At 59.7% G+C, this 26,970-nt stretch carries 18 protein-coding genes; 9 read left to right on the forward strand and 9 right to left on the reverse strand.

Translation table 11 applies throughout. The features are described 5' to 3' along the window. Positions 1 to 93: 93 nt before the first annotated feature. Positions 94 to 498, forward strand: a complete 405-nt coding sequence (locus tag AC1RN6_RS06460) for a hypothetical protein (protein ID WP_493003967.1) — start codon at positions 94 to 96, stop codon at positions 496 to 498. Between the two features lie 48 nt (positions 499 to 546). Here the strand turns inward: AC1RN6_RS06460 and AC1RN6_RS06465 are convergent, their stop codons facing one another. Continuing rightward, positions 547 to 1,017: a cupin domain-containing protein gene (locus AC1RN6_RS06465; RefSeq protein ID WP_493003969.1), complete on the reverse strand. Its 471-nt coding sequence runs from the start codon at positions 1,015 to 1,017 to the stop codon at positions 547 to 549. Positions 1,018 to 1,232: 215 nt separating this feature from the next. On the opposite strand from AC1RN6_RS06465, the gene AC1RN6_RS06470 reads away from it, so the two are divergent. Beyond that, positions 1,233 to 1,577, forward strand: a complete 345-nt coding sequence (locus tag AC1RN6_RS06470; RefSeq protein WP_493003970.1) for a hypothetical protein — start codon at positions 1,233 to 1,235, stop codon at positions 1,575 to 1,577. A gap of 88 nt (positions 1,578 to 1,665) precedes the next feature. On the opposite strand, the gene AC1RN6_RS06475 is transcribed toward AC1RN6_RS06470, so the two are convergent. Further along, entirely contained in the window at positions 1,666 to 3,147 is a 1,482-nt protein-coding gene (locus AC1RN6_RS06475) for an MDR family MFS transporter (protein ID WP_493003972.1), read from the reverse strand. Between the two features lie 406 nt (positions 3,148 to 3,553). On the opposite strand from AC1RN6_RS06475, the gene AC1RN6_RS06480 reads away from it, so the two are divergent. After that, complete coding sequence (locus AC1RN6_RS06480) at positions 3,554 to 4,033, forward strand: VOC family protein (protein ID WP_493003974.1); 480 nt, start codon at positions 3,554 to 3,556, stop codon at positions 4,031 to 4,033. Positions 4,034 to 4,070: 37 nt separating this feature from the next. Here the strand turns inward: AC1RN6_RS06480 and AC1RN6_RS06485 are convergent, their stop codons facing one another. Further along, complete coding sequence (locus AC1RN6_RS06485) at positions 4,071 to 4,937, reverse strand: oxidoreductase (protein WP_493003976.1); 867 nt, start codon at positions 4,935 to 4,937, stop codon at positions 4,071 to 4,073. Positions 4,938 to 5,103: 166 nt separating this feature from the next. Between AC1RN6_RS06485 and AC1RN6_RS06490 the strand changes: the two genes are divergently transcribed. After that, the gene (locus tag AC1RN6_RS06490) at positions 5,104 to 6,015 is read left to right on the forward strand and encodes a LysR family transcriptional regulator (RefSeq protein WP_493003977.1); all 912 of its coding nucleotides are present in this window, start codon (positions 5,104 to 5,106) and stop codon (positions 6,013 to 6,015) included. A gap of 9 nt (positions 6,016 to 6,024) precedes the next feature. Here AC1RN6_RS06490 and AC1RN6_RS06495 read toward each other — a convergent pair whose 3' ends face one another. After that, the gene (locus tag AC1RN6_RS06495) at positions 6,025 to 7,008 is read right to left on the reverse strand and encodes an AraC family transcriptional regulator (RefSeq protein ID WP_493003979.1); all 984 of its coding nucleotides are present in this window, start codon (positions 7,006 to 7,008) and stop codon (positions 6,025 to 6,027) included. A gap of 124 nt (positions 7,009 to 7,132) precedes the next feature. Between AC1RN6_RS06495 and AC1RN6_RS06500 the strand changes: the two genes are divergently transcribed. Further along, positions 7,133 to 8,017, forward strand: a complete 885-nt coding sequence (locus tag AC1RN6_RS06500; RefSeq protein WP_493003981.1) for an SDR family oxidoreductase — start codon at positions 7,133 to 7,135, stop codon at positions 8,015 to 8,017. Between the two features lie 157 nt (positions 8,018 to 8,174). Here AC1RN6_RS06500 and AC1RN6_RS06505 read toward each other — a convergent pair whose 3' ends face one another. After that, entirely contained in the window at positions 8,175 to 9,233 is a 1,059-nt protein-coding gene (locus tag AC1RN6_RS06505; protein ID WP_493003982.1) for a hypothetical protein, read from the reverse strand. A 351-nt stretch (positions 9,234 to 9,584) separates the two neighbouring features. Between AC1RN6_RS06505 and AC1RN6_RS06510 the strand changes: the two genes are divergently transcribed. After that, positions 9,585 to 10,688 (forward strand): zinc-binding metallopeptidase family protein, encoded by a 1,104-nt coding sequence (locus AC1RN6_RS06510; RefSeq protein ID WP_493003983.1) that lies wholly within the window; start codon positions 9,585 to 9,587, stop codon positions 10,686 to 10,688. Between the two features lie 24 nt (positions 10,689 to 10,712). On the opposite strand, the gene AC1RN6_RS06515 is transcribed toward AC1RN6_RS06510, so the two are convergent. After that, positions 10,713 to 11,462, reverse strand: a complete 750-nt coding sequence (locus AC1RN6_RS06515) for a GntR family transcriptional regulator (RefSeq protein ID WP_493003984.1) — start codon at positions 11,460 to 11,462, stop codon at positions 10,713 to 10,715. A 238-nt stretch (positions 11,463 to 11,700) separates the two neighbouring features. Here AC1RN6_RS06515 and AC1RN6_RS06520 point away from each other — a divergent pair, with 238 nt between their 5' ends. The 3 genes from AC1RN6_RS06520 (at position 11,701) to AC1RN6_RS06530 (ending at position 14,664) form a co-directional block, all read left to right on the forward strand. After that, the gene (locus AC1RN6_RS06520; RefSeq protein ID WP_493003985.1) at positions 11,701 to 12,879 is read left to right on the forward strand and encodes a mandelate racemase/muconate lactonizing enzyme family protein; all 1,179 of its coding nucleotides are present in this window, start codon (positions 11,701 to 11,703) and stop codon (positions 12,877 to 12,879) included. Between the two features lie 12 nt (positions 12,880 to 12,891). After that, entirely contained in the window at positions 12,892 to 13,254 is a 363-nt protein-coding gene (locus AC1RN6_RS06525) for a 5-carboxymethyl-2-hydroxymuconate Delta-isomerase (protein ID WP_493003986.1), read from the forward strand. A 114-nt stretch (positions 13,255 to 13,368) separates the two neighbouring features. Further along, on the forward strand, positions 13,369 to 14,664 hold the full coding sequence (locus AC1RN6_RS06530) for an MFS transporter (protein WP_493003987.1): 1,296 nt from the start codon (positions 13,369 to 13,371) through the stop codon (positions 14,662 to 14,664). A gap of 72 nt (positions 14,665 to 14,736) precedes the next feature. On the opposite strand, the gene AC1RN6_RS06535 is transcribed toward AC1RN6_RS06530, so the two are convergent. The 3 genes from AC1RN6_RS06535 to AC1RN6_RS06545 form a co-directional block, all read right to left on the reverse strand. Further along, positions 14,737 to 15,678, reverse strand: coding sequence for a DMT family transporter (locus AC1RN6_RS06535; protein ID WP_493003988.1), 942 nt, complete (start codon positions 15,676 to 15,678; stop codon positions 14,737 to 14,739). Positions 15,679 to 16,160: 482 nt separating this feature from the next. Then, a complete protein-coding gene (locus tag AC1RN6_RS06540) occupies positions 16,161 to 17,309 on the reverse strand; it encodes a GGDEF domain-containing protein (RefSeq protein ID WP_493003989.1) in 1,149 nt (382 codons plus the stop codon). A 281-nt stretch (positions 17,310 to 17,590) separates the two neighbouring features. Beyond that, positions 17,591 to 26,338 carry a glycoside hydrolase family 94 protein gene (locus AC1RN6_RS06545; RefSeq protein ID WP_493003990.1) on the reverse strand — a complete coding sequence of 2,916 codons (8,748 nt, stop codon included), beginning with the start codon at positions 26,336 to 26,338 and terminating at the stop codon, positions 17,591 to 17,593. Between the last annotated feature and the right edge of the window lie 632 nt (positions 26,339 to 26,970).

Consider the following 26,970-nt stretch of genomic DNA (forward strand, 5'->3'; position numbering starts at 1 on the left):
ATTCAAGTCTTCGGCATGACGCCTTGTGTGATGCCGGTATCGTCAGCGTGTCGCTGAGGCTTATCGCACAGGTCTTCCGGGTAGAGAGTAAATATGAAAACAGCCATCGCGTTTTTCTTCGCTGCACTGGCGATCCTGGTCAGTCCGGTATCGGCACGTGCGCAGGCAAGCGATACAGCAAATACGCCAGTGCCTACGACAAGAATTCTTGCCATCGGCACAATCAATCCGGGTGATCTTGCTGCGGCACGCGTCCTCCTGCCGGCCGAAGTGCGAGAGACGGTAAAGCTATATCTGGACGGTAAGATCGATCAATGGTTCTCGCTGCAGGACCAAACCGGCGTGGCGTTCATCCTTAATGTGACGGATGTCCGGATCGCCCATGAGCTGCTTGAGAAGCTGCCTTTGGGGGCGGCGCATTTCATGCATTTTGAGTTGATCCGGCTTGGCCCGCTCAATCCGCTTCGTCAATTGCAGGGCATGACAGCAGGGCCGTGAGCTCGCCCGGCCCGCTGTCAGAGGGTTAAAAGCCCCGGATGCAGATGCTCAGTCAACAAACACGATATCGTCCTTGCCCTGAGGAGGGATCTTGATTGCAATTGCTTTGACCGGGCCGCTGGTGACGACAGCGCCTGCGTGCGGCGTGCCTTTGGGGATGATGATCAGCGTGCCCGGTTTGAATTCCTTGAGTTCGCCGCCCAGCCACATCGACCCGCTGCCTTCGATGATGTACTGGATCTCGTCGGTCTTGGCGTGAATGTGTTTGTTGACGTTGCCCGACTGGAGATTAATCGTGGCGTTGTCCGTATTGACCAGGGTCTTGGAGTTCAACTCCGGATACGGTGTCTTGGGAAGCATGGCGTGGGTGATCGTATTAAGATCGATCACCGCCGGCGCCAGCGGCGCCTGTTCCGCGTGTGCCGTGGAAATCGCGTGCTGTGCCAATGGCGATACCGCAATTCCGGCTACGAACGCACCGACGACTGCAATTGAGAGAACCATGATGTTTTGACGCATATGAGATCCTTTTTTAATAATGTCAGATTGTGCGAATGGTTCATGCAGGTGGAGGTGATCGCAACACCGCCACTGGCTCACAATTTACACGGTATCGTCATGAAATGCTTCGTACGCATGGCCTTGATCAATGATAAATTCCTTTCCGGAGCAACTCCGAGCAACTCGGAGCAACTGCGGGGTTCCCTCCCGGGGCTATATAAAAGGAAGCAAGCATGCAAGGAAATTCGTCAGCGTTCAGATTCTGGCTGGTGCTGGGAATCGTGATTCTCATCGCCGGTTTTGCGGGTGCCTACCTGATCAAAACCAGAGCGGTTGAGAGCGCATCGGCGCAGTACCGCCTCATCGGCGGCCAGGCATATGAGAGTGAAGAGTCGAAGCAGGATGCCGACAGCGTGCAGAGGTTCGGCGGTACGCCCGCCATGATTGTCGCTGCCTACAAGCGCAAGCTGCACAACCTGTTTCACGGAGAGAGTCTGGCGTACGTGCTGGCCATTGCGGCCGTCATCCTGGCAGGGCTTTGCTTTCGGGCGGCGCTGGATGCGAAAAGAGGAGACTGAGGCAGCCGTCACGCATCGGATGCGTAGAATGAGACAAGTCTGTCAGCCATGACAGCTGACAGGCTTGTTATTCAAGACATCGGAGATATCAAAGATTTTCGTGCGGGGAGATCTGCACGTTGCGGCGCAGCGAAATATGCGGCACCACCATCGCCGCCAGCAGCACCGCGATGGCAATGACAAACATCATTACAAAGGTAATGTGCAGCGAATGATGCAAGGCGTCCTGCACAGCTGCATTCTGCAAGCCGCTACCGGCCTGTGAGTCGAGCAAATGTTTGATCTGGTCGGCCGTCACCGGCACCGAACCAGGCGCATGCGCGAGTCCGTAATTGAGCACCGCACCGAACAGCGTCGCACCCAGGGTGTTGCCCAGATTGCGCGAAAACAGATTCGATGCCGTCGCACTGCCGCGTTGCCGCGGCTCCACGATTTCCTGAATCAGCACCAGTGAACTGACGCTGGCGATACCCATGCCCAGTCCCATGACCAGCGAACCGATACCGGCTTGCAGCGGTGAGCTGTCGGGTGTGAGCAATACAAAAAACAGCGCGCCCAGCGGGATCACGCCGCTGCCGAACACCATCAGCTGACGCAGTCCGAAGCGATGCAGCGACTTCGCCGTGGTGGTGGCGCCCAACGGCCAGCCGACCATCATCATGGTCAGGGCCAGACCGGCGACGACCGGCGTGCGATGCAAGACGCCCTGCACATACACCGGCAGGAAAGTCGTCAATCCCATCATCGCCATGCCCACGAATACCGTCGCGCAATTCGACGCGGCAATCGGGCGATGAGCCCAGATGCTGAATGAAATCATCGGGTCGGCCGCCCGTCGTTCCTGCCAGACGAACAGCACGGTACAGGCGATGAATATCGCCAGTTCGATTACGGCGTGTTCCGTATTGGAGGCGCCGATATCGGTCAATGCAAACATCAGCGCGCCGATCGCGGCAGTAAACAAAATGGCGCCGGGAATATCGAGCGACGGCTTTTCATGCTTGTCGCCTTCACGCAGGAACATGACAAAGCCGACGGCAGCGGCCAGGCCGATCGGCACGTTGAGCCAGAAAATCCAGGACCATGACATATCGTGAATGATCAGGCTGCCGACCAGCGGACCGAGCACGGCGGAAATCGCCCAGACGCTGGCCAGATAGCCTTGCACCTTGCCGCGTTCGCGCGCCGGATAAAGATCGGCGACGATGGTCATCGACACCGGCTGAATGGCGCCGGCGCCGACACCCTGAATCAGGCGAAACACGATCATCGCCGGCATCGACCAGGCGAAACCCGCCAGCACCGAGCCCAGCAGGAAGATCGCAACGCCGGCCAGCATGACCGGCTTGCGGCCGTACACATCGGAGAGTTTTCCGAACACCACTGTCATTGCCGTCTGCGTGAGCAGGAACGAGGAGAAGACCCAGCTATACAGATGCAGACCGCCGAGTTGCGTGACGATTTGTGGCATGGCGGTGGCGACAATGGTGGCTTCGAGCGCGACCATTGCCATGGAGGCCATCACCGCGGCGATGACGAGGTGGCGTTTGGTTTGAATGGATTCGGACATGATGTCGGTTAGGAGATGGCTGCCTGATTCACCGCAGCATCGGCTGCGTCGGTCGATGGAGCGGCGACCGTCAGATGGGTGGCTGGTGTCGGGCATTATGCCGCGTCTGATGGAAACGTGCTGGCGGCGCCAGAATCGCCGTCTGCCGCACAGGTCTGTCCGAAGCCGATATGGAAGTGAGCGTGCAAACGGTACAGAACAGAGGAACCTGCCGGCGTCTGAAAGGGCTTCCGCTAAAAACGTTCGCCGGTGTCGCCTGAAATCGCGGGCGATCGCCGGATTCTTTGCCGGCACTATTCTTCGGAAGTCGCATCGAAGGAGGTATGCAGCAAGGAACGCAATCCGGATTCCAGGCGATGGCGGGAGAGGATTGTCTTTTTATTCACATCCAAAAGGAGAGCGGAGAATGGTCAGCAAAAACACGATTTGTCTCTGGTACGACGGCACCGCATTGGAAGCAGCGACGTTTTACGCCGCGACCTTTCCGGACAGCGCGGTGGATGCCGTGCATCGCGCACCGGGCGACTATCCCTCGGGCAAGGAAGGTGATGTCCTGACGGTCCAGTTTACGGTGATGGGCATCCCTTGTCTTGGTCTGAACGGCGGTTCGGCATTCAAGCACAGCGAAGCTTTTTCGTTCCAGGTTGCGACCGACGATCAGGCCGAAACGGATCGTCTGTGGAATGCAGTCGTCGGCAACGGCGGCCAGGAAAGCGCGTGCGGCTGGTGCAAGGACAAGTGGGGCCTGTCCTGGCAGATCACGCCGCGCGCGCTGACGGCCGCAATCGTCGACCCGGACCCGGCTGCCGCCAGGCGTGCCTTTGAGGCCATGATGCAGATGAAAAAGATCGACATCGCGGCGATTGACGCCGCCCGGCGCGGCTGAAGTCGCACGCGCCGCCCACCGTCTCTGCGCCTGCCGACTACATGGCGTTCAGCGCCGCCAATGCCGCTGCATCCAGCTGCAATGCGCCGGCGGCGACGTTCTCGCGCAAGTGCGCTACCGACGACGTGCCGGGGATCACCAGAATGTTTGGCGCGCGCTGCAGCAGCCAGGCCAGCACCACTTGCATCGGCGTTGCTTGCATGGAGGCGGCGACGCGCGTCAGGGTCTCCGATTGCAACGGCGAAAATCCGCCAAGCGGGAAAAACGGCACGTAAGCAATGCCTTGTGCCGCCAGCGTATCGATCAAGCCATCGTCGCCACGAGCAGCCAGGTTGTACATGTTCTGCACGCACACGATGCTGGTGATCTGCTGCGCTTCCGCCAATTGCTGCGCGTTGACGTTGCTGAGTCCGATATGCCGGATGAGGCCTTCTTCTTTCATGCGCACAAGCACCTGCAGCGCCTCGCCGATCGACGAGCTATCAGGACCTTCCAGGCCCGGGGCGCGCAGGTTGACCACATCCAGCGCTTCCAGTTGCAGGTTGCGCAAGTTGTCATGCACTGCGTCGCGCAATTGCTGCGCTGATGCCGCCGGTATCCAGGATTGATCTTCGCCTCGCAGAAAGCCTATCTTCGTGACAAGGGTCAGGCCGTCGCGGTATGGATGCAGCGCTTCCCGGATGATCCGGTTGGTGACGTGCGGGCCGTAGAAGTCCGAGGTGTCGATATGGTTGATCCCCAGTTCGACGGCTTCGCGCAGGACGGCGACGGCGGCGGCGCGGTCTTTTGGCGGCCCCCATACATGCGGGCCGGCCAGCTGCATGGCGCCGTAACCGACACGGTTGAAGCGGATGTCGCAATGGGCGGGAGAAAACTGGTCGCGGGAAGGTGAATAGGCGGTCATTGAAGCTCCTGAACGTGGGATTGAATGGGCGGGCAATTTGCCGGGCAGCTGAGTCGGCGCCGGCATCGCGGCATAAGTGCATGGTAATGAAGACCGGGCCGTGTGATAATCCGGGCAATGCCGTACGGGCTGTACGAAATTCCGCACAATAAAGGTGGCCGCCGCGATGACTACAGACATTCACTCCATGGCAGACTTGTCGACCTTTGCCCTTGTGGTCCAACATCAGGGCTTCCGCCAGGCCGGACGCGCCAGCGGGCAGTCCGCATCGGCGCTGAGCGAAGCGGTGCGCCGGCTGGAAAACAAACTCGGCATTCGTCTTCTGCTGCGCACCACGCGCAGTGTGACGCCAACCGAAGCCGGCGCATTGTTGCTGAGCCGCTTGCGGCCGGCGCTCGATGAAGTCGCTAATGCGCTCGATGTGCTCAACGATTTGCGCGACCGGCCGCGCGGGACATTGCGATTGAATGTGCCGGTAAGCGCGGCGCGTTTTTTCCTGCAGCCGATGGTCAATCAATTCCTCGGTCTCTATCCGGAAATCATGCTGGAGCTGGTCGTCGACAACAATTTTGTCGACGTCGTCGCCAGTGGCTGCGACGCCGGCATCCGGTATGGCGAGCGGCTGGAGCAAGACATGATCGCCGTGCCCATCGGTCCGCGCACGCAACGTTTCGCGGTGGCGGCGGCGCCGTCATATCTTGCGCGGCGCGGCGTGCCGCAGCATCCGCGCGACTTGCTCCAGCACGCCTGTCTGCGGGGAAAATTTCTGAGCGGCGCCGTTTATCCGTGGGAGTTCGAGCGCGACGGGCAGACGCTTACGGTCGAGCCGGACGGCCCTCTGATCGTCACGCCGACCGTGGCCGACCTGGCAGTCAGCGCAGCCGTGGCGGGACACGGGCTGATCTATCTGTTTGAAGAATGGCTGGAGCCGTATATGACGTCCGGCCAGCTGCAGCCGGTATTGCAGGACTGGTGGCTGCGGTTTCCCGGACCGTTCTTGTACTACTCAGGCCGACGCCATTTGCCGGCGCCGTTGCGCGCATTCATCGAGTTCATCCAGTCGTCCGCCGCCGGTTAGCATCCGCGTCTATGACAAGGAAACGCTCGCGCCGCCGGCCTGCGGATTGCCGCCGGCGTCGTTCACGGCCGATACGACGGTCTGCGGCGCAGTTCCACGGCCGTGCTCCCGCGGCGAACAACCCATGACTCTTTTGAATGCTTTGCCGAAGGCGCTCTCGGATTCATAGCCGAGCGACAGGGCGATGGCGGAAGTCGACTCGCGTGAATTCTTCAGGCGATCGCCGGCCAGCATCATTCGCCATCGCGTGAGGTACTCCATGGGAGTCGTCCCCACCGTCTGCCTGAAGCGCAAGGCGAAGACGGAGCGCGACATGCCTACGCGCTCTGCAAGGGCCTGCAATGTCCAGCCGTGTCCGGGGTCGTCGTGCATGCAGCGAATGGCGGCGCCCATCTGCTTGTCGGCCAGGGCGAACAGCCAGCCCACGCCTTGCGTCACATCGTCCGCCAGATGCAGCCGCAGCGCCTGAACCAGCATCATGTAAGCCAGCTGTTGCGTGATCAACGAACCTCCCGGTTGCGGATCGCGCACTTCTTCCTTCATGCGTTCCAGCGACCATCGCATGGCCGCCTTATCCGACTCTTTGCGAATATGCACGATGGGCAGCAGCGAACTCAGCAAAAAATCGGCATGACCGCCGGTGAGCACAAAATGGCCGCCGACCAGATAGCAGCTCCCTTCTTTCTTCTCGGCAGTCTCTGGCTGCTCCCGCCATTTTTCGCGCAGCAGCCGGAAGTCGACCGGCGGCGCCGACAAATCGGTCGCCAGACGGAACGGCGGTCCGGGCGGCAGCAGATAGCATTCGCCGGCGGTGAGCAAGACTGCCTCGGCTACGCCTTCCACCGACAGCCAGCATTGACCGGACACCACGGCATAACATTTGATGCCGGGATGTTCCGGCCATTGAATCGCCGTCTCGCCGGGAATCTCGAAACCGCCCGCGACATAACTGCGCGGTTTGAACAGCGACAATACATCTGATAGAGGATCCATAGATTCAGGACGATTGAGCCAATAATGCGGACTTTATCGCATTGATGGTATCGATACAAGCGCCTATATTCACTTTCATCGGACTGCATTCGCAGTTCTCAACTGAAGCAAAGGTGAATTCATCATGCGTATTTTTGTAACCGGTGCGACCGGTTTCATCGGAGCAACCATCGTCGCAGAACTTATCAAGGCCGGTCATCAGGTGCTCGGACTGACGCGTTCGGAAGCGGGGGCGCACTCCCTCGTAGCGGCCGGGGCGGAAGTTTTTCGTGGCGACCTGGAGGATCTGGACAGCCTGCGTCGCGGCGCTGCGGCGGCGGACGGCGTCATCCACACGGCTTTCAACCACGACTTCTCCAGGTTCGTCGCCAACTGCGAAGCAGACCGGCAAGCCATCGAGGCAATGGGCGCTGCGCTCGCGGGTACCGATCGCCCGCTGGTCATTACTTCCGGCACCGGAATGGGCGCGGCTGTGCCCGGCCGTCCTGCGACGGAAGAAAATTTCAATCCCAACCATCCCAATCCGCGCAAGGCATCGGAACTGGCCGGCATTGCCGTGGCTGAACGCGGCGTCAATGTGTCGGTTGTGCGCTTGCCCCAGGTTCACGACACGGTGCGGCAAGGTCTCATCAGTCCGTTGATTCAGATTGCGCGGGAGAAGGGTGTCTCCGCATTCGTCGGCGACGGCAGCAATCGCTGGCCGGCGGTGCATGTCAGCGATGCCGCCCGTCTTTACCGGCTGGCAGTGGAGCGGCGGGAAGCCGGCAGCAGATACCATGCCGTTGCGGAAGAGGGCATCTCGCTGCGGGACATCGCCGAGGTCATCGGCCGAGGATTGCAGATACCGGCGGTGAGCATTTCCGCCGAAGAAGCGCCGGCGCATTTCGGCTGGCTTGGTGATTTTATCGGGCGGGACCTTCCAGCCTCCAGCGTGCAGACACAGCAGAAAATGGCATGGAGCCCGACCGGACCGGGACTGATCGCAGATCTCGAGCGGATGAAATACTGAGTCCGGCCCTGTTGATCGACATAAAAAAGCCGCACCAGGATTTGGTGCGGCTTTGCTTTTTATCGCTTCACACTCAGTGCATGAACAGCACGAGCAGAATGATGATGGGGATAGGTACGCCCAGTAACCAGAGCAGAATAGCCGGCATGGTGATCTCCTAGGAAATGGTGACAGGGTCAGCGGAACCGGTGACGCGCGGTTCCACAGCGGTAAAGACAACGCGGTCGCGCAGGCGGCCGCCGTAAGTGGCCGCGAAGCTGGCGATGAAGGCGCCGCACAGCAAGGCGACGAACATCCACAGCGAACCGTAGGCGGCAGCCTTGCGTGCGCTATCCGCTGCATCCTTGGCCTTCACGGTGGCGTCGTCAATATTTTTCTTGTAGGTGGCATACGTGTCGGAGACGCGCTTTTCTGCATCCGCCTGGCTCATGCCTGTGCGTCTGGCGACGACTTGCGCCACGTAGGTTTTGTCGGCGTCAGGCAGCGCGCCGGTTCGCAAGGCATTGGCAAAAATACGCGTGACTTCAGCACGTTGCCCAGGCGTGACGGCGTTGTCTCGACCATCGGCCAGCGGCGCAAGCGCAGGAGCAGCATCCGATCCGGGTGCGGCAGGCGCACCTGTCTGTGCCGAGCCTGTGCTTGCCGTAGGGCGGAACAGCGTATCAATGAAATAGCCCGACATGCCGTCGGCAGCGTTGCCAATGTTATTTCCATTGCCATTTCCGCCGGCGTCGGAAGCCATGGCCGCACCGCCCGCAGCACCGACCGTAGCAACCGCTGCACCGGCCGAGCCGGCTACCTTGGCGCCGCTGGACACTACACTGCCGATCGCGCTGCTGAGCAGGGCCGCAGTCGCAAGCGAAGCGACGGCCCATGCCAGAAATCCGTGGGCGGTGTCGCGAAAATACACTTCATCCGTATGCACATTGGCCCACTTCACGCGCAGCCGTCCGGCGATATAACCGCCGATGGCCGAAGCCGCGATCTGCGTGAACGTAATCCACGCGACAGTGGAATAGCCTATGGTCTGGGCGCTGAGGCCGCTGCCCGACCACGGTGATACCGATGACAATCCCAGGCCGAAGCCGAGGATCACCAGAATGAACGACAGCGCTGCAGCGGCAAATGCGCCCGCGAGAATGGCTCCCCAGGACACGCCTGACGAGGCGGATCCGCCCGCCTCGATGTCGGGGTCGTGCAGAGTACGATTTAGCATGATGGTCTCCTGTGATTGACACGCCGCAGAGAGGACGCCGGGTAGCGAGCGCTCGATTGGCTTCTTGGTTCTTGTCTTGCGTCAAGACACAGAAAATGTACCGGGGCGGCTGCTCCCGGGCCATAGGACGATGGCGGGATATTTCGTAGGACTTGCGGCAAGAGCAACGGTTATTGCCGTGAGGCCCTCTGTGCGGCGAGGTGTGCTTAGATGTGTTCGGATGCTGCCGGCGATGCAGGAACAAGACCGCGGTTTTAAGAGTCTGTCATGATGCAGCTTCACTATACATGCCACGATGCGCTACGCTGCATCGGCGGCCCGATGCACTCACCTGGCGAGACTGGACACGGCATGAAGACGTTTCATTGCGACAATTGCACACGGCAGGTTTTCTTTGAAAATACGCGCTGCGAACACTGCGGCTGGCTGTTGGGTTATCAGCCGGAACACCAGATCATCAGCAGCTTCACGCCCGAGAGCGATGAACCGGATGCAGGCAGCACCGGCCGCTGGCGCAGCATCAATCCGGTCAATGAGGGACGCATCTTCAGGCAGTGCAGCAACTATGCACAGGAAGATGTATGCAACTGGATGATCGACGCCGGCGACGACGATACGCTCTGCGCCTCGTGTCGCCTGACCACGGTCATCCCTTCTCTTGCGGTCGACCAGAACCGCATTCTCTGGCGGCGTCTCGAAGTGGCCAAGCGTCGCCTGCTGCATACGCTGTGGACCTTGAATCTGCAGCCGACGTCCAAGCCGGAGGATCAACATGCCGGTCTGGCGTTTGAATTCCTGGAGGATGTGCCGCACGGACCGCGCGTGCTGACCGGCCATGCCGAAGGCGTCATTACCATCAACATCGCCGAAGCAGACCCCGCCTACCGGGAAAAAATGCGCGAACAAATGGCGGAGCCGTATCGGACATTGCTCGGCCATTTCCGGCATGAGAGCGGACACTACTATTTCGATCGCCTGATCGCCGGTACCGACCGGATCGATGCATTCCGCCAGCTGTTCGGCGACGAGACCGTCAACTACGCAGAGAGCCTGCAACGCCATTACGGCAACGGCCCGTCGCCGGACTGGAACCAGCAGTTCGTCAGCGTGTATGCCGGCAGCCATCCCTGGGAAGACTGGGCGGAAACCTGGGCGCACTATCTGCACATGTTCGATACCCTGGAGACCGCCTACTCTTGCGGCGTACAGCTGCGTCCGAAGAACCGGCGCGAGCAAAACCTGACGATCGGCACTTCGCCCGTGGATGCGGCGTCATTCGAAGAACTGATCGTCGAATGGTTTGCGCTGACCTATGTGCTCAACAGTCTGAATCGCAGTATCGGCATGCCTGATTCCTATCCGTTTACTTTGTCGACACCGGTGCTGGCGAAGCTGAAGTTCGTTCACGAAATCGTGATGCAATGCGCGCACGGCGGCGCAGCGCAGGCAAGCTGAGAAAAATCAACACTCGACGCAAATTCAATAACTATCCGTAGCGGCGGCCCAGCGGAGTTCACTGAGATAGTCATGGGTATCGGTCGCCATCCATGACGATCTGAATTCCACCGGTTCTCCGCGCAAGTCGTAGCCGGTACGCAGAGAAAGCAATACCGGATGACCGGCAGGCAGACCAAACTCCTTCGCCACTTTCTTGGGCAACAGGCATGCTCGCAGCCGATCTTCGACACGGCTTACGGAGATGCCGCATTGCTGTTCCAGAAACGAATAGACCAGATGAAACGGCGCTCCATCAGCGCCCCATTCCTTGGTCCCCACGCGCGCGAAGGGGAAGCTGATTGTCTCCAATACCAGCGGTGCGCCATCAAGGACGCGCAGGCGGCGCAGGCGATAAACCAGTTCATCGGGGTTCAGCTTGAGGGCAGCGCGTTCGCCGGCATCTGCGACGACTCGCTCCTTCAACAACAAGGTATCTTCGGGCAAGCGTCGCACGCCGTCCACGCGGTCCGTCAGCCGGTAGAAGCTGGTAAAAGCACGCTCATTGGTAGCACGCGTCACGAAGGTGCCGCGTCCGCGATGGCGCGTGACCAATCCCTGGCCGCTTAGCACGTCGAACGCCTTTCGTACGGTACCGACGCTGACCTTCATGTCTTGCGCAAGTGCTTCTTCGCCGGGCAGTACCTGCCCCGGCAACCATTCGCCGGCAATGATGCGGTCATGGATGTAACGCGCAAGTCGGACAAAGGCCGGGCTGAGATCGATAGGTGTCATTTCTATATTCTATAGAGAATGTAGAAGTAACACTATAGAATTTGATTCCAAGCGAGTATTCACCTCGCTATAGTCCTCCCTATCGATGTCCGACAACTGTCGCTCGACGCAGGAGAGGACGGATTCCCGGACGCTGTTCTATCCGGAATCGCCACTTCCTCCCAATGGCTGCAAGTACGCCATTTTTCCGACGGGACAGGCATCGATATTTCTTTCATTCATTCGTTGAGATATCGCCATGAACAAGCACATCCATCGCATCGCTTCCGTCGAGGCTTTGCACGTAGGCCAATTCCTGTATGCCCGCATCCGTACCGAAGCGGGACTGACCGGCTACGGCGAAGCGGGATCCTGGGGGCATATTGAAGCCGCCAAGGCGGCGCTGGAAAAGTTCGGCAAGTATCTGGTCGGTCAGGATGCGAACCAGATTGAACTCCATTGGAACGTGATGCAGCGCTTCTCCCATTTCCGCGGCACCGCCGTTAATGCCGCCGTATCGGCCATCGACATTGCGCTATGGGATTTGCTGGGCAAACGTCTTCAGGTGCCGGTCTGGCAATTGCTTGGCGGCAGCTATCGCAACAAGTTGCGCGTCTATGGCCATGTCTACGCGGAGACATTGGAAGAAGTTCTGTCCGAGTGCCGTCGTCTGCGTGAAGAAGGCTTCACGGCGGTCGGCCATATCAACCCCTTCCTGGACGAACCGGAAGGCCAGGAATATTTCCGCTCGCATGCCGGCAAGGTGCGCGACGCCAAGGAACGCGTCATGGCGTTCCGCGAAGCGGTCGGCCCCGATGTCGACCTGCTGATCGAGATGCACCGTCGCCTCAGCCCCGCCGAAGCGATCGCCATCGGCCAGGTACTGGAACCGCTGACGCCGATGTGGCTCGAGGATCCCCTGCGTCCTGAGTTCTACACGCAGATGACGACCGTCGGCAACGCCATCCGGGTGCCGATTGCGACTGGTGAACGTTTCTGTACCCCGGCGGAGTTTCAGCAGCAGCTCGCCGGCGGCGGCGTGCGCTATGCGCGTGCTTCGGTATGCGTCTGTGGCGGCATCACTGGCGCCAAGAAAATCGCAGCCTTGGCCGAGGCGCAAAACGTCGACCTTGCTCCTCACAATCCGTTGTCGCCGATCAGTCTTGCTGCGTGCATGCAGGTCGCCGCCGCAGTGCCCAACTTTGCGATTCAGGAATACCCGACCGGATTTGAAAATCTGGTCCTGAAGTCCGGCCAGAAGTTGCTGGGTTCCGATCTCGTGAAAGATCATCCGGTGCCCAAAGCGGGCTTCATCACCGTGCCGGACGCACCAGGCATTGGCGTCGAACTGGTGGACGACGTGGAATTCAAGCGTGCACCGCTCTACCGTCCGGTATCCATGCGCCGCACCATCGACGGCGCACCGCTAGATCAATAACCGGGACCGATCATGCCGCATCTCATTGTGGAATATTCGCCGGGATTGTTTACGCCAGATGGCCTGGCGCAGACGCTGCTGGAACTCAACGCTGCCGTTATCGGCAGCGGCAGCATCCAGAAGGAAAGCGATCTCAAGTCGCGCATGATTCCGCTGGACGCGACACGGGTCGGCACGGAAGCCGGCGGGCGCGGATTTGTCTATGCCCAGCTGCGAGTCTTGCCAGGACGCACACCGGCAATGCGGGCCGAGCTGTCGCAGCGCATCGCCGGCGTCATTCGTGCGCGCTGCGCAAGGCCGGTCGGCACGACCGTACAACTGAGCGTCGAGGTGGTTGAGATGGAGCGCGAATCGTACGTCAAAGAAGTTCTGTAATTCATTGCCTCAAGGCGGCAATTCATCGCAAGCTTGCAGCGTAGACGCAGCAAGCTTGCGAGACGAGACCGTCGGCACACCTATCGCAAAAGCAAGAACCGAGGAGACTGCAACATGCAAAACACCATCACCGGCGAGCTGAACAATGGACTCGGCATCGGGCGAAACAGATGGCTGATTATTCTGCCGACCGTTTTCATCGTCTATATGTTGTCGTATTTCGATCGCGTCAACATTGCCATGGCGCTCCCGCACATGACCAAGGAGCTGGGGCTGACGTCGACGCAGGGCGGCTGGATCGGCGGGGCCTTCGCCTGGGGCTATGCACTGACGCAACTGCTGGCCGGTTATCTGGCAATGAAATTCGGCGCGCGCCGTCTGGTTGCCGTCTGTCTGGTGTTGTTCGGTGCAGCGGCAATGCTGACCGGGCTTGCCACGACGTTCTGGCAAGTGCTGAGCGTGCGCATCTTGCTCGGACTGGCGGAAGGCCCTGTATATGCAGGTACGTCAATCTTGCTGGCGCAGTGGTTCATGAAGGCCGAGCGTGGCCGGGCATTCGGTATCTGGAATCTGGGCGCGCCGCTGGGCGGCTTTCTGGCAGGCCCGATCTCGGGCGCCATCATCGCGCACTACGACTGGCGCGTCATGCTTATTGCCGAGGGTTTGCCTGCGTGGATATTTTGCGTCATCTGGTTCAAATCGATTCCCAAAAGCCTCGATGCGGCAGCGTGGCTTCCTTCGGCCGACCGCGTTGTCATCAGGCAGACGCTGGAAGAAGAGCAGGCGGCGCACAAAGAGCCGGAAGCAGATTCCTGGTGGACGATTTTCAACGAACCGGCGGTCTGGCTTATGACCTTGGGATTCGGCCTCAATACCATTCTGTTGTACGGCATTACTCTGTGGTTGCCGACAGTCATGAAATCGTACGGCCAGCTCAGTGAGACGGCGATCGGTTTTTTTGCCGGCGCACCGTTCGTGATGTCGATGCTGGGGATCTATTACATCAGCCGCCGCTCGGACAAGCATGGACAAGAGCGTCGCTGGCATGCAGCGATACCGACAATGATCACGGGCTTGCTCATGGCCGCGGCAGCGTTCGTTCCGGCACCGTTGTTCTACGTGCAGATCGCGCTTTTTATCCTGATTGGCTTTACGCTCAAGATGCTCATGCCGTTGATCTTTTCACGGCTGACAGAAATTCTTCCACTGCGCAAAGCGATGCCGGCAGTAGCGTTTGTCAGCGGTGTCGGAAACCTGATAGGCCAGTTTTTGGGGCCGCTTCTGGTCGGCTATGTCAGATCGATCTCACCGGACTACAAGATGTCTTTGTTGATGCTGGGTGTAGCGGCATTCCTCGGCGGCGTTGCAATTGCGGTGTCGAAGACGACGCGCGAACGATCGCCGGCCTGATGGTGAACGTCCGACCTTCGCTTCGAGGGGGCGGGCATGCTTGCCCGGTGGCGAAGAGGACAACGAATACGCTCAGGAAAGACCCGGGCTGCGGCGCCACGACATGCGCGGCAACGCCGGGATCAGCAAGCCGAGGCAGATCAGCGCCACGCCCATCAGCAGATCGGCAGACAGCGCTTCGCCGAAGATGATCGACGACAGTGTGATGCCGACTACCGGCACACCCAGCATGCATACCGACACCGTCACCGGCGACAGGCGCTGCGTCATTTGCAGCACAATCAGGAAAGTCATGGCCGTCGCCAGCGGACCGGTGTAAGCGATTACGTACCAGGAATGCGATTCGGCCAGAAAGGTCGGCGCGCCATCCACCGCCAGCGCCAGGATGGTCAGGGGCACGGCGGCCACGAGCGTTTGCCATGGCAGCAGGTCGAAGTCGAGTCTGACGCCTTTGGTCGATTTGATCTGCAAGATATTGATGGCCCACGACAGCGAGGCGGCGCCCAGCATCAGGTAGCCGATCATGCCGTGCAGGTCGGCATGCAGCAGCACCGGCAACACCACGATGGCGATACCGGCATAGCTGAACACGGTCGCCAGTTGCTGCTGGCCGCTGAGGCGTTGCTTGAGTACCAGCGAAGCGCCCGGTACGACCCAGATCGAGGTGGCATAGGCGATCAGCGAAGCGCGGCCTGGCATCACGAAGTGCAGCGCGCCGGTCACCAATGCCGTGAACAAGCCCATTTGCAAAATGCCGACGCCCAGCACCACCGGCCATTCTTCACGGCGCGGCAGGCGCAGCTTGCCGATGGCGGCGGCAATGGCAAAACTCAGCAAGGCTGCGGAAACGAAACGGCTGGCGGCGAACCACAGCGGTGGAATGTACTGGCTGCCGTATTTCATCACCGGCCAGTTGCCGCCCCAGATGCAGATCGCCAGCACCACACATACGAGGAACGGCCCGCTGATGGTTTTTGTTTTTTTGAGAGCGGCAGGCGAGCTGATGGGCGACATGAGAATTCCGAGTGAGAGGAGCGAGACGGGAGGCGAGCGGTTTTCAACATTCCATGACTTCGCCTGGCGCAGACTCTTTTTTCTGGCGCCGGGACGCTGTGCTGCGGCGCATCCAATTTGACGATTATGGTAGCGATTCAGGCGCAGACAGTGCTGCCGTATTTTTGGAAATATCGGACTTTAAAAGCATAAATATCTTTAGATATTAATTTTTATTGGTAAATATGCTTTTGCAATACTAAAAACTGGAATTTATGAATATCTGATGCGATGTTGGGTACTTCTCTTTGCGGTGCGGTATAAATGTCCGCTATCTGGAAATAGTATGGGGATAGCCGCCTTGCCCGTTCCTCAGAAAGTGGAATTTTCACGTGTTCTGTGATTGCGCGAAAACGGCTCTGTGAGTGCGCAAGTCGCCCTCATTGGATAAATAGAGCACGCTAGCATTCACGTCTTCTTTGCCATGAATGACGGATGCTGCTTCAGGCAGCCGGGGCCACTCTCACTCTGTCTCGTCCGCCGCGCTTGGATTCATACAGCGCCGCATCTCCCAGTTCGAGTAGTGCCGCCAACCCTGCCGGCGGCCGGTCGAACAGCGTTCCTCCGATGCTCAGGGTCACGGCATCGGGCGTTGGAAAGGTTTCCCGTGCCAGCCGTCCAAACACCTCGCGCAAGCCATCGCTCAGCGCCACGACACCTTCGCCGGAAGATTCGCGCAGCAGGATCACGAACTCGTCTCCTCCCAGCCGGGCGGCGAGGGAACCGTGCGGCAGCGCGTCGCGGATCATTTCACTCAGCCCCACCAGTAGTTTGTCGCCGGCGCTGTGGCCGTGCAGGTCATTGACTTGTTTGAAGTTGTCGATGTCGATCAGCAGCAAGGCGCCGGGCGTTGCAGGCGAGGCCTGGTTAAGCAGTGCAGGAGCGCGCATGTCCAGCGCGCGGCGGTTGTACAGCGCAGTGAGAGGATCGCGTGCGGCGAGCTGTTCGATGCGTTCCTCGCGGCGGTGGCGTTCGGTGCCGGTCATGGACAAGGCGATCAGCATGATCGCCATGGCGCCTTCCACCAGCGACACCTGGATGACGCCGCCACGGAATGCCGCCAGGTCGATAAAGGTATCCAGCGCCACGACGGAGCCGGCCTTGGCCAAATAGAAGAGGCCATGCACCAGCAGCACGTAGCGCAACTGCACCGCGCCCACGCTCAGGGAAACGCCGTGAGGACGCAGCAGGAAGCTGGCGCGCAGGGTGATGCCGGCGATCAGCAGCGATTGGATGCACAGCATCAGCCTGGACCACCAGGGTTCGCCTGGCACCAGCAGCATGGCCAGCCAGATGAGGGCAATCAGGTACCAGGCACGCGACAACCGGGTCCCCGTGAAGCGCGCAACGCCCGCCAGAAACAACCCGTGGGCGGCAATCAGCAAGCCGTTGGCAAACCAGATGCCGATCAGCAGGAAACCATTGCTGCGCAGCAAGGCCAGGACGCAGCCCACAGTGATGACTGCGAATCCCGCGCTCCAGAACTGCAGCGACTTTTCGCGAACGCTGTTCCACTCCACAGCCAGATAGAGCGCGGCTGCGGCCGCCAAGGCTGTGGTGAGAATGAGGATGGTGGAGGGATCGAGTGCCATGGGTAAAAACGGGTGCGCGCGAGCGTACCCAAACAGACTGGTGAAAAGGGGGTAGCTATTTTAGCGCCTGCCGATGTCCGCAGCTTGCCAAAGCTTATCCGGAGGTGAAAGCGGACATCGCGCGGCGTCTGGCTCTCACTGACAGAAGCCTTCTATCTCGCAGCGCATTTTCAACATGACGCCATGGACCTGCGCTACTGGCGACTTTTGAAAATGCGGGCTGCGGCGGCAGGAACGCCGCAACTTCGGCGAGTGGATCAATCATCCATGCCCGGCTGGCCTCAGCGAGACAGGAAGACATCCACAAGATGATCCTGATGATCGTCCACCAACATCAACACGGCTTCGGGCAAATCGACGCCATCCAATCTGAAGCGGCATGTTCCTGACGGCCCACTTCCCGCCGTTTGCGAGATCGTTATCCGATAATCCGTCGAGCCATGGCGATAGGTGAGTCCGTAGTTTTCCCAATCGGGCGGTATGCAGGCGTCGATCGTCAGTCTGTCGCCTTCGATGCGCAATCCCAGCAGAGATTCGACCAGCAGACGATACATCCAGCCTGCGGAACCGGTGTACCAGGTCCAGCCTCCGCGGCCGGTATGCGGTGTCACGGCATAGACATCTGCTGCGATCACGTAAGGCTCCACTTTATAAATCGAAATCTCTTCCGCATTGCGAGCGTGGTTGAGCGGATTGATCATGCGCATCAGATCCCATGCCGATGCGTGATCACCCATCCGTGCGAAGGCCATGACTGCCCAGATTGCCGCATGCGTGTACTGCCCGCCATTTTCGCGTACACCCGGTACGTAGCCGCGAATGTAACCGGGATTCTGGTCTGAGCGGTCGAACGGCGGATCCAGCAACTGGATCAATTTGTCCTCGTCGCGCACAAGACGCTGCCGCATGGAATGCATAGCTTGCTGTACGCGCTGCGGATCTCCGGCGCCGGAGAGCACCGACCAGCTTTGCGAAATCGAATCGATCTGGCATTCGACATTGCCGGATGAACCGAGCGGACTGCCATCATCGAAATAGGCGCGCAGATACCAGTCGCCGTCCCAGCCGTTTTGCTCAATGTGCTGTTGCAGCGTCTGTGCATGATCGCGACAGCTGACAGCGAATTCCTGATCCTTGTGAAGGATTGCGATCTCAGCAAAGCGCATCATCACTTCATAGAAGAAGAAGCTGAGCCATACACTTTCACCCTGGCCATGTTCGCCGACCTTGTCCATGCCGTCGTTCCAGTCGCAGGAGCCGATCAGCGACAAACCATGCCGACCGAACGTCAATCCATGGCGAATCGCGCGCACGCAATGCTGGTAGAGGCTTGCGCTTTCCGCAGAACGTTGCGGCAGGTCGTAATACGAATCTTCGTCCGCGCCGACCGGCCTGCCCTCAAGAAACGGAATCGTTTCGTCCAGTACGGCGCTGTCGCCGGTGGCGATGATGTAGCGATGTACGGCCAGCGGCAGCCACAGATAATCGTCGGAGCAATGAGTACGTACACCACGATCGGTCGGTGGATGCCACCAATGCTGGACGTCGCCTTCGACAAACTGATGCGCCGCGCACAGCAGCAAGTGATTGCGCACCAGTGCAGGCTCGCTGTGCACCAGCGCCATGGTGTCCTGCAGCTGATCGCGGAAGCCGAACGCGCCGCCGGATTGATAGTAGCCGCTGCGCGCCCACATGCGGCAAGCCAGCGTCTGATACAGCAACCAGCCATTGGCCAGCACATCCACCGCAGGCTCGGGAGTGCGAACCTGAATTGTTCCCAGCGTATGCTGCCAGTAGTCCTTCACTGCTTGCAATGCGGCGTGTGCCGCGAGCGCGCCGCGATGACGCAGGATCAGTGCACTGACCTCGGCCTGCCGGGTGTCGCAGAGACCGAGCAGGAATACCAACTCACGTTCTTGCCCCGGCGCCAGCTCGAATACCGTTTGCATTGCTGCGCACGGATCGAGGCCGGCTCCGACTTTTCCGGACAGGCGTTGCCGCTCCAGGGCTACCGGATTACGCAATGAGCGGTTACGCCCGATGAACTCCTGACGATCGCAGGTGACGGTTTTTCCCGGGGCGTCCAGATCGAAGAAGGCGACGCGTTGTGGAAATTCCGTGTTGTAGTGATTGCTCGCCAGCAGCGCCCCGGTAGCGATGTCGGTTTCGCTGTTCACGTGCATCGCAGTCTTGGCGCGCAGGTCGCCCAGCACCCATTCGACGTATCCGGTAACCGACAATTGGCGTTGTACCGGCGAGTCGTTGCGGACACGCAGCACCATATACTTTACCGGCGCATCCAATGCAACGAACATGGTCAGTGCGGAAAAAATGCCGCCTTCGCTGTGTTCGAATGCGCTATAGCCGAAGCCGTGTCGCGTCAGATAGTCGCCGTTGCCGCGTCGCGGTAGCGGCGTCGGTGACCAACAGGTTCCGTTACGCTCATCGCGCAGATAAAAGACTTCGCCGCCTTCGTCGCTGACGGGATCGTTGGCCCACGGCGTGAGACGAAACTCGTGTGCATTTTCGGCCCAGGTATAAGCCTGGCCGCTTTCCGATATCACACTGCCGAAGTGGGCATTGGCGATGACGTTGCTCCACGGCGCCGGTGTAAAGCGGGCATCACCGGTGGTGATCAGGTATTCGCGGCCGTCGGCGCTGAAGCCGCCCATGCCGTTGTCCAGCAAGGGGGCCGGCGGGTTGGGAAGCGCTTCCACGGCTGTTTCAGGGAGAGCGGCCGGAACTGTTTTGAGGGACAGTAGCGGCATCTTCACTTCAGGTGCTTCGCGGCGAGCCAGCTGCTCGGCCAGCGTGCCGCTGCTGTCGTTCAGAATCACGCGTGCTACCGACTGAAACAGGATACGGTCTTCGTCGGAAACCTGATCCAGCAAACGTACGAAGATTCCTCCCGGCCGGTCAATCGTGTGTGCACCGGTGACGGAGGAAATAAGATTCAGAATCTGTTCCTGCAGCACTTGCCGGTAACCGGCGTGGTCTTCGTTCCAGATCACCAGGTCGACCGCCAGTCCCTTGGAGCGCCAATAGGCGTGCGCCTGCACCAGCTGGCGCACCAGTTCGATATTGGTCATGTCGCGAATCTGCACCAGCACAATCGGAAGATCGCCAGAAATCGCATAACTCCATAGCGCCGACTGGCCGCGCCGATTGCGCGCCAGAATGCTGGCGTCTGCGCGCAGCAGCGGATTGGCGTAGATCACAGAGTTGGCCAGACGACCGTACAGCTGCGCGTCTGCCTCGCTGGCGTTGAGCTGGCGCAAGACCACCTGATTGTGCGTCCATGCCAGTTCCATTACACGATCGGCCAGATGGCGATCCTGATATTTGCCGATCAGCTCTTCGCAGATGGCGCGGCTGGACGCTACGCCGGTCACCATGTCAATGGTCACGGATTGTTCCGCCTCAAGGGTGATGCGGCGGCGGATCGATACAATCGGATCGAGCACCGAACCCGCGCTGTTCGAGAGTGAGCCGGTTTGCGTCATCGCGTCAGGCGCGGCGGGCGTGTTGCCGCGACCGATGAACTGCATGCGATCGGTTTCGTAAGAGGCCGGATCCGCGTCGGCGCCATGTACTGCCATCAAATGGAACATCCACGGTACGGATTCTGTGACCGAACGTGGCCGGCGGGTACACAGGATGGCGCCCCGCTGGACGTCGATTTCTGTTTGCACGAACAGATTGCTGAACGCCGGATGCATGGCGTCTGCCGCCGGCGGTGCCAGAACGACTTCGCCATAGCTGGTGATCTCCAGCGTACGCGCCGAGCGCGAACGATTGGTGATTTTGGTGCGACGCAGTTCTATGTCGTCTTCAGGCGAGACCACGATTTCCGTATGCATGTCGATATCGCGGTCGCTGCGACGGAACTCTGCGCGTCCTTCGGAAAAAATCACCTCGTAGTGTGTCGGCGGCGCTAGGGTGGGTTGATACGTGGTTGACCAGAAGGTGTCTTCCCTGACGTCGCGCACGTAGCAAAAGCTGCCCCAGTGATCGCGCGTAGTGTCTTCGCGCCAGCGTGTGACCGCGACGTCGTTCCAGCGACTGTAGCCCCCGCCGGCGCTGGAGATCATGACGTGATAGCGGCCGTTGGAAAGTAGTTGCACTTCCGGCGTGCGAGGATCGGGACGGCGCACTACGCGGATCTGCAGATTCTGATCGGTAGCGGCGATTTGCACATCGGCGAGTTCGGAGGCATTGGAATAGTTGGCGCCGGCCTTGGGTACGCGCTCATGCAGCAGCGACATGGCGGCCTGGAACAGCGGATAAGATTGAAAACGCCGTTGCATCGGGCGATCTAGCAGCAGATAGGACAACGACAGCAGTCCCATGCCCTGATGATGCGCCATGAACGAACGGATCACGGCATTGCTTTGACCGCGCGGCAAACGCGAAGGCGTATAGTCGATCGCTTCATACATCCCGAAAATACCCTCGAAGCCGGCCGCGCTCATCGCCTGCAGATTGCCGCAAGCCTGCTCCGGCGCCACCATCAGCGCCATCATCGATGCATATGGCGCAATCACCAGATCGTCGCCCAGGCCGCGCTTGAAACCAAGTCCCGGTACGCCGAAGGTACGGTATTGATAATTCAGGCTGGCGTCGAAGCTGTGATAGCCGGACTCCGACATACCCCAGTACACGCCGCGTTGAGCGCCGTAGCCGATCTGCCGCGCTACCACCGACCGGTAGGTCTGATCGAGCAAGGTGCCGGTAAACGTCGGCATCACCAGTAACGGCATCAGGTACTCGAACATCGAACCGCTCCACGACAGCAGGATGGGTTCGCCACCGGCAAGAGTAAGTTGCCTGCCCAGCGCAAACCAGCTGTCTTGCGGCAATTGGCCTTGCGCGATGCCGACAAACGCCGCCAGCCGCGCTTCCGACGCCAGCAGATCGTAAAAGCCGGTATCCCGGCGGCGTTCGGTAACGTTATAGCCGATCGCCAGCAGATGCGTGGCAGGGTCGTACAGGAAGCGGTATTCCATGCGAGCGAATTCCGCCGCTTGCATGGCCAGCATGTTGATGGCGGTCAGACGTGAGGCTGCCAGATCGCTCCCTTCCTTGAGCAGGGTTTGCACGGCAGCGAGGGCAAGGATCTTTTCCTGCGTGTCGCCGGGAGACGCTTGCGTCAGGTGCAGCAGCGTCGGAAGTTGTGCGATCTGGCGCAAAGTGAATGCGCCGTTGAGCGCAGCTGCCAGTAACGGCGTATCGTCGCTGTAACGTTTGAAGTGATTGGTGCGAAGCCATGGCGCCAGCGCATGCAATTCCGCAAGCGCTTCGCGGCATTGACTGGCAAGTGCGCGTTCCCAGCGACGTATTTCGCTCAGCCGGCGCAGATGTTTATCGGACGGAGCGGCGGATGGATGGAAAGTGGCGGCTTCATTCAGCTTGTGAGAAAAATCACTGACATGGCGATGCAGACTGTCAAGAACAGTGCAGGCTTCCCCGAGCGACAATGACGGCGCCTGGCAAGCGGCATCCAGTTCATGAGAGAACAGTCGTGATAATCGTTGCCCGTCGTCGAGCGGCAAAGACGTCGATAACGCATCGAGAATCAGATACGCACTACGGATGCCGGGGAACAGATTTGGATGCAGTACCGGTGCGTCCGCCAGCGCTTGCAGCCCTGGCAGCAGGGTCAGCAGGTGCCCTGCCAGATTGCCGCTGTCCACCGTCGAAACATAGGCCGGCGGCAGCGGATGGAGATACTGTGTGTCGTACCAGTTGTAGAAATGCCCCTGATGACGCTCCAGCGCCTCCATGGTCTGAAACGTATTGCGCGTACGTTCCAGCAACTGACCGCCGGGAATGTAACCGAAATCGTAGGCCGTCAGATTGGCCAGCAGCGACAGCCCGATATTTGTTGGCGACGTGCGCCGCGCCAATACCTCGACCGGATGCTCCTGCATGTTGTCGGGCGGCAGCCAGTTGTCGGCCGGGCCGACGTAGGTTTCGAAGAACAGCCAGGTTTTGCGGGCCAGTGCATTCAGATAAGTCTGCTGGTCATCGCTCAGATAAGGGACGCGTCGCGTGATCGGCTGACTGATGCGGAATACGATGACCGGCGCCAGCCACCACAGCAGCAGCACAGGCGCGGCTGCCGTCAGCGCGACCGGATGGCGCAGATCGAGGTAGACGGCAACCAGCAATGCCAGCAGCGGCGACTGCCACATCGCTGCGTAATAGGAATGAAGGCGATTGCCGGCCCGCTTGTTCGCTTCGCCGGAGCTGTTCCACTCCAGCAAGTGTTTGCCCGAGACATGCAGGCGCCACTGCGTGCGGACGATGGCGTCCAGGTGGTACCAGCTCTCATACGGCAACAGGCTGATAGCCAGACCTGCATGCACCAACTGCGCGCCAAGCGTGGAAAGCGAGGCCGAGAGATGCTGTTGCAGCCGGATGTCGGCAGGTTTTCTGACGACATTGAGCAGCAGCGAACAGAACGCGGGAACCAGCGCCACGGCCAGCACGGAACAAGTCCAGAACCAGGCCTGCGGCAGCAGAATCCAACCGCTCAACGCGACCAGTGTCAATGCCGGCGCTACCAGGCTGCGGCGCAGATTGTCGAACAGCTTCCAGCGCGACAACACCGATAACGGCGTTTTCTCGTAATGGAGTTTGCCGCTGCTGTCGCGGCTCACCGGTACGCGCGGCCATAGCCATGCGGCAATCTGCCAGTCGCCGCGAACCCAGCGATGGCGGCGGCTGACGTCGGCGCTATAGCGCGAAGGATATTGCTCGTACAACTGAACGTCGCTGATGAGGCCGGCGCGCACATAGCAGCCTTCCAGCAGATCGTGACTGAGGATCCGATTCTCCGGCATGCGTGCCTGCAAAACCTGTTCGAAGGCATCGACGTCATAGATGCCCTTGCCGATGAACGAACCTTCGCCGAACAGATCCTGATAGACATCGGAAACAGTACGGGTATAAGGGTCGATGCCGGTCTCTCCGCCGTACAGCAATTCATAGCGCGAAGCCTGAGCGCTGGGGGAGCTGACGGCGATGCGTGGCTGCAGAATGCCGTAGCCGTCACTGATCTTCTTCTGTAGTGCATCGTAATGCGGGCGATTCAGTGGATGCGCCATCGTCGCCACGAACTGGCGTGCAGTGTCGCGGGGCAATTCGGTGTCGGTATCCAGCGTGATGACATATCGCGTATTGATGAGGCCGGTGGTATCGCCGACGACGGCGCAGAAATCGTCCTGGCCGGCGCCGCGCAAGAAGGCGTTGAGATCGCCCAGTTTGCCGCGCTTGCGTTCGTAGGCCATCCACACCGCTTCTGCAGGATTCCAGCGGCGTGGCCGATGCAGCAGCAGAAAATTGTCGCCGCCCGCACGCGGATAACTGACATTGAGATCCGTCACCAGCCTGGTCGCAAATTCCAGCAATGCAGCGTCGCCCGGCAGGTTTTCGCTGGCGGCGTCGGCGAAATCCGTCAACAGGCAGAAACGCAGGTTGATATCCTGATTGGCCAGAAAGCGCACCTCCAGCGCGTCCACCAGATCTTCGGCGCCGGCTGAGTTGATCAGCAGCGTAGGTATGACGACCAGCGTATGGCATTCAGGCGGAATGCCTGCGGAGAAATCCATTCGTGGCAGCAGCCTCGGCGGCACCAGCAGAGGCGCCAGCCAATTGACGACGGATTGCGCCAGTTGACTGGCGGGCAGGATTGCCAGCAGTCCCAATAGCGCCAGCCATGCCGGATGCCACTGATGTGCGCCGTTCCGATGCGCCTCGGCCAGCACCCACCACGTCGCAAGCGCCGTGATCGACAAGATCGCACCAAGATACATCGTCAGCGGAGACATCACTGTCAGGCGGGACAGCCGCGTGCGTAGCGGCACATGAGTGGTGGCCGCCGCCTGCAGCTGTGCCAGGCCCTGACCGATCAGGTAATAGCCGACATGCGCCTGCCGGTCGCCGACGCCGGCTTGCGCCGCTGCGGTGTTCGACATGGCAATGGCCTGACGTGCCACTTCAGTTTCGGAGAGCGAACCTTCGCGTGAGATCTTTTCCACTACATGGCGATAGCGATCACGCGTGGCAAAGTCCATGCGTGCATAAGTGTCGTTGGGATCTTCGCGCAGGATGTGATCGACGGCGCTCATGGTTTCGACGAATTCACGCCAGTCCATGCTGCTCAGAAAACGCAGCGAACCGATGCTATTGCTGATGGAAACCTGATCGGCGGCCTGGCGCTGACTTTCCTGCTGCACCAGCTGCTCGATACTGGTGCCTGACGCAGCCAGCCGTTGGGCCAGCCAGGTCAATGGCAAAGTAAGCGTAGGGCTGTGTCCTTGCAACCGGCGCACCAGTTCGGCGACGAAGGAACTCTCCATCGGCGGCGCAGATCGCGCCATGTCGGCAACTTGCAGAATCAGATTGCTGGGATTCTTCTCTGCCACTTCCAGCATGGAATCTGCCCAGAAATGTGCGAGGTTGCGATGAATGCGTGTCGCTGAAAGATGTGCCGCAACGCGCCGCAGATTCTCGATCAGCGCAAGGCGCAGCATGATCGGAATAGCCCATAGTTCGCCCAGATTGAGGGTGGTGGTGTGTTGATACGCCACGACAAAGCGGCTCAGGCTTTCCGGATCGACGCGGCCGTCGCCGTGTGAAATCGTCTCCAGGGCGATGTCATAGACACGCGGATTGCCGGCGGAATGGCCGTGCAGCAGCCGCGGCAATTCCTTGCTGTAGTTCTTGGGAAGATGGCGTTTGGCGGTGCGGATCTGTTCTTCGATCAGATAAAAATTGTCCAGCAGCCATTCAGCTGCCGGCGTCACCTGGCGTCCGGCTTTGATGGCTTCGGTCAGGCGGGTGCATGCCTGGATGATGGTCGCTTCGTTGTCGGCCAGTCTTGCCAGCAGCTTGTCGGGACCATAGGCCGAACTGAGTTTGTGGGCGCTGGCCAATACGCGGCCATGTTGCTCCATCTGCAGGGCGCTGAACAATTCTGCGCGCAGGGGCAATTCTTCTTCGATGGATATTTGGTCTGAGTTCACGATTCACGTCTTTCATCCAGCCGGTACGAACACAGTCCCCGGCGGCGCAATGACGGCGAGAGATCCATTTTGTACAAGCGTATAAACGCCGCTCGTCTGCACAGCAATGCACAGAAGCGGTCAAGGGGGACTTACGGAAAGAGCTGAATCCAGGTTTGTGTGCTCCGGTCACACGCAGGATGGCTGGGTTCGATACAGGATGGTTCAGAATGCCGGCCTATGCCTTCAGAGCATTCTTCAATTTGGGGATATCCACCAGTGTACGTTAATTCGGGCCAAGTGTTACCGCGTGGTCCCGGAATCTGATGTTCGCGGCATGTTCTTCCCCACTCAGCCGGAGCCCGACCAGCGAAGTCGACGAAAGATGGCAGGCATGTCATCAAACTGCGGCCGTCGCTGGGATGTGGACGCTCTTCATGGTTTCATTGTGTGTTTCCGGGAATGGCCAGCGTTGTTTTTTAATGACAGCTCCGCCCCGGCGTAACAGACATCGCTACAGCAAGCGGGCAATTTCCTGCCGTCGCCGAACGGTGCTTGCGGCGGTTAATTATTAAACCGTCAATGCCTGTATATTTTTTCTGAAAACACACCTCTGACGCCAACTAAAAATGCTAATCTGGTAACCGAAAATT

It is taken from the genome of Herbaspirillum sp. GW822-FHT03A08 (genome assembly GCF_058801885.1).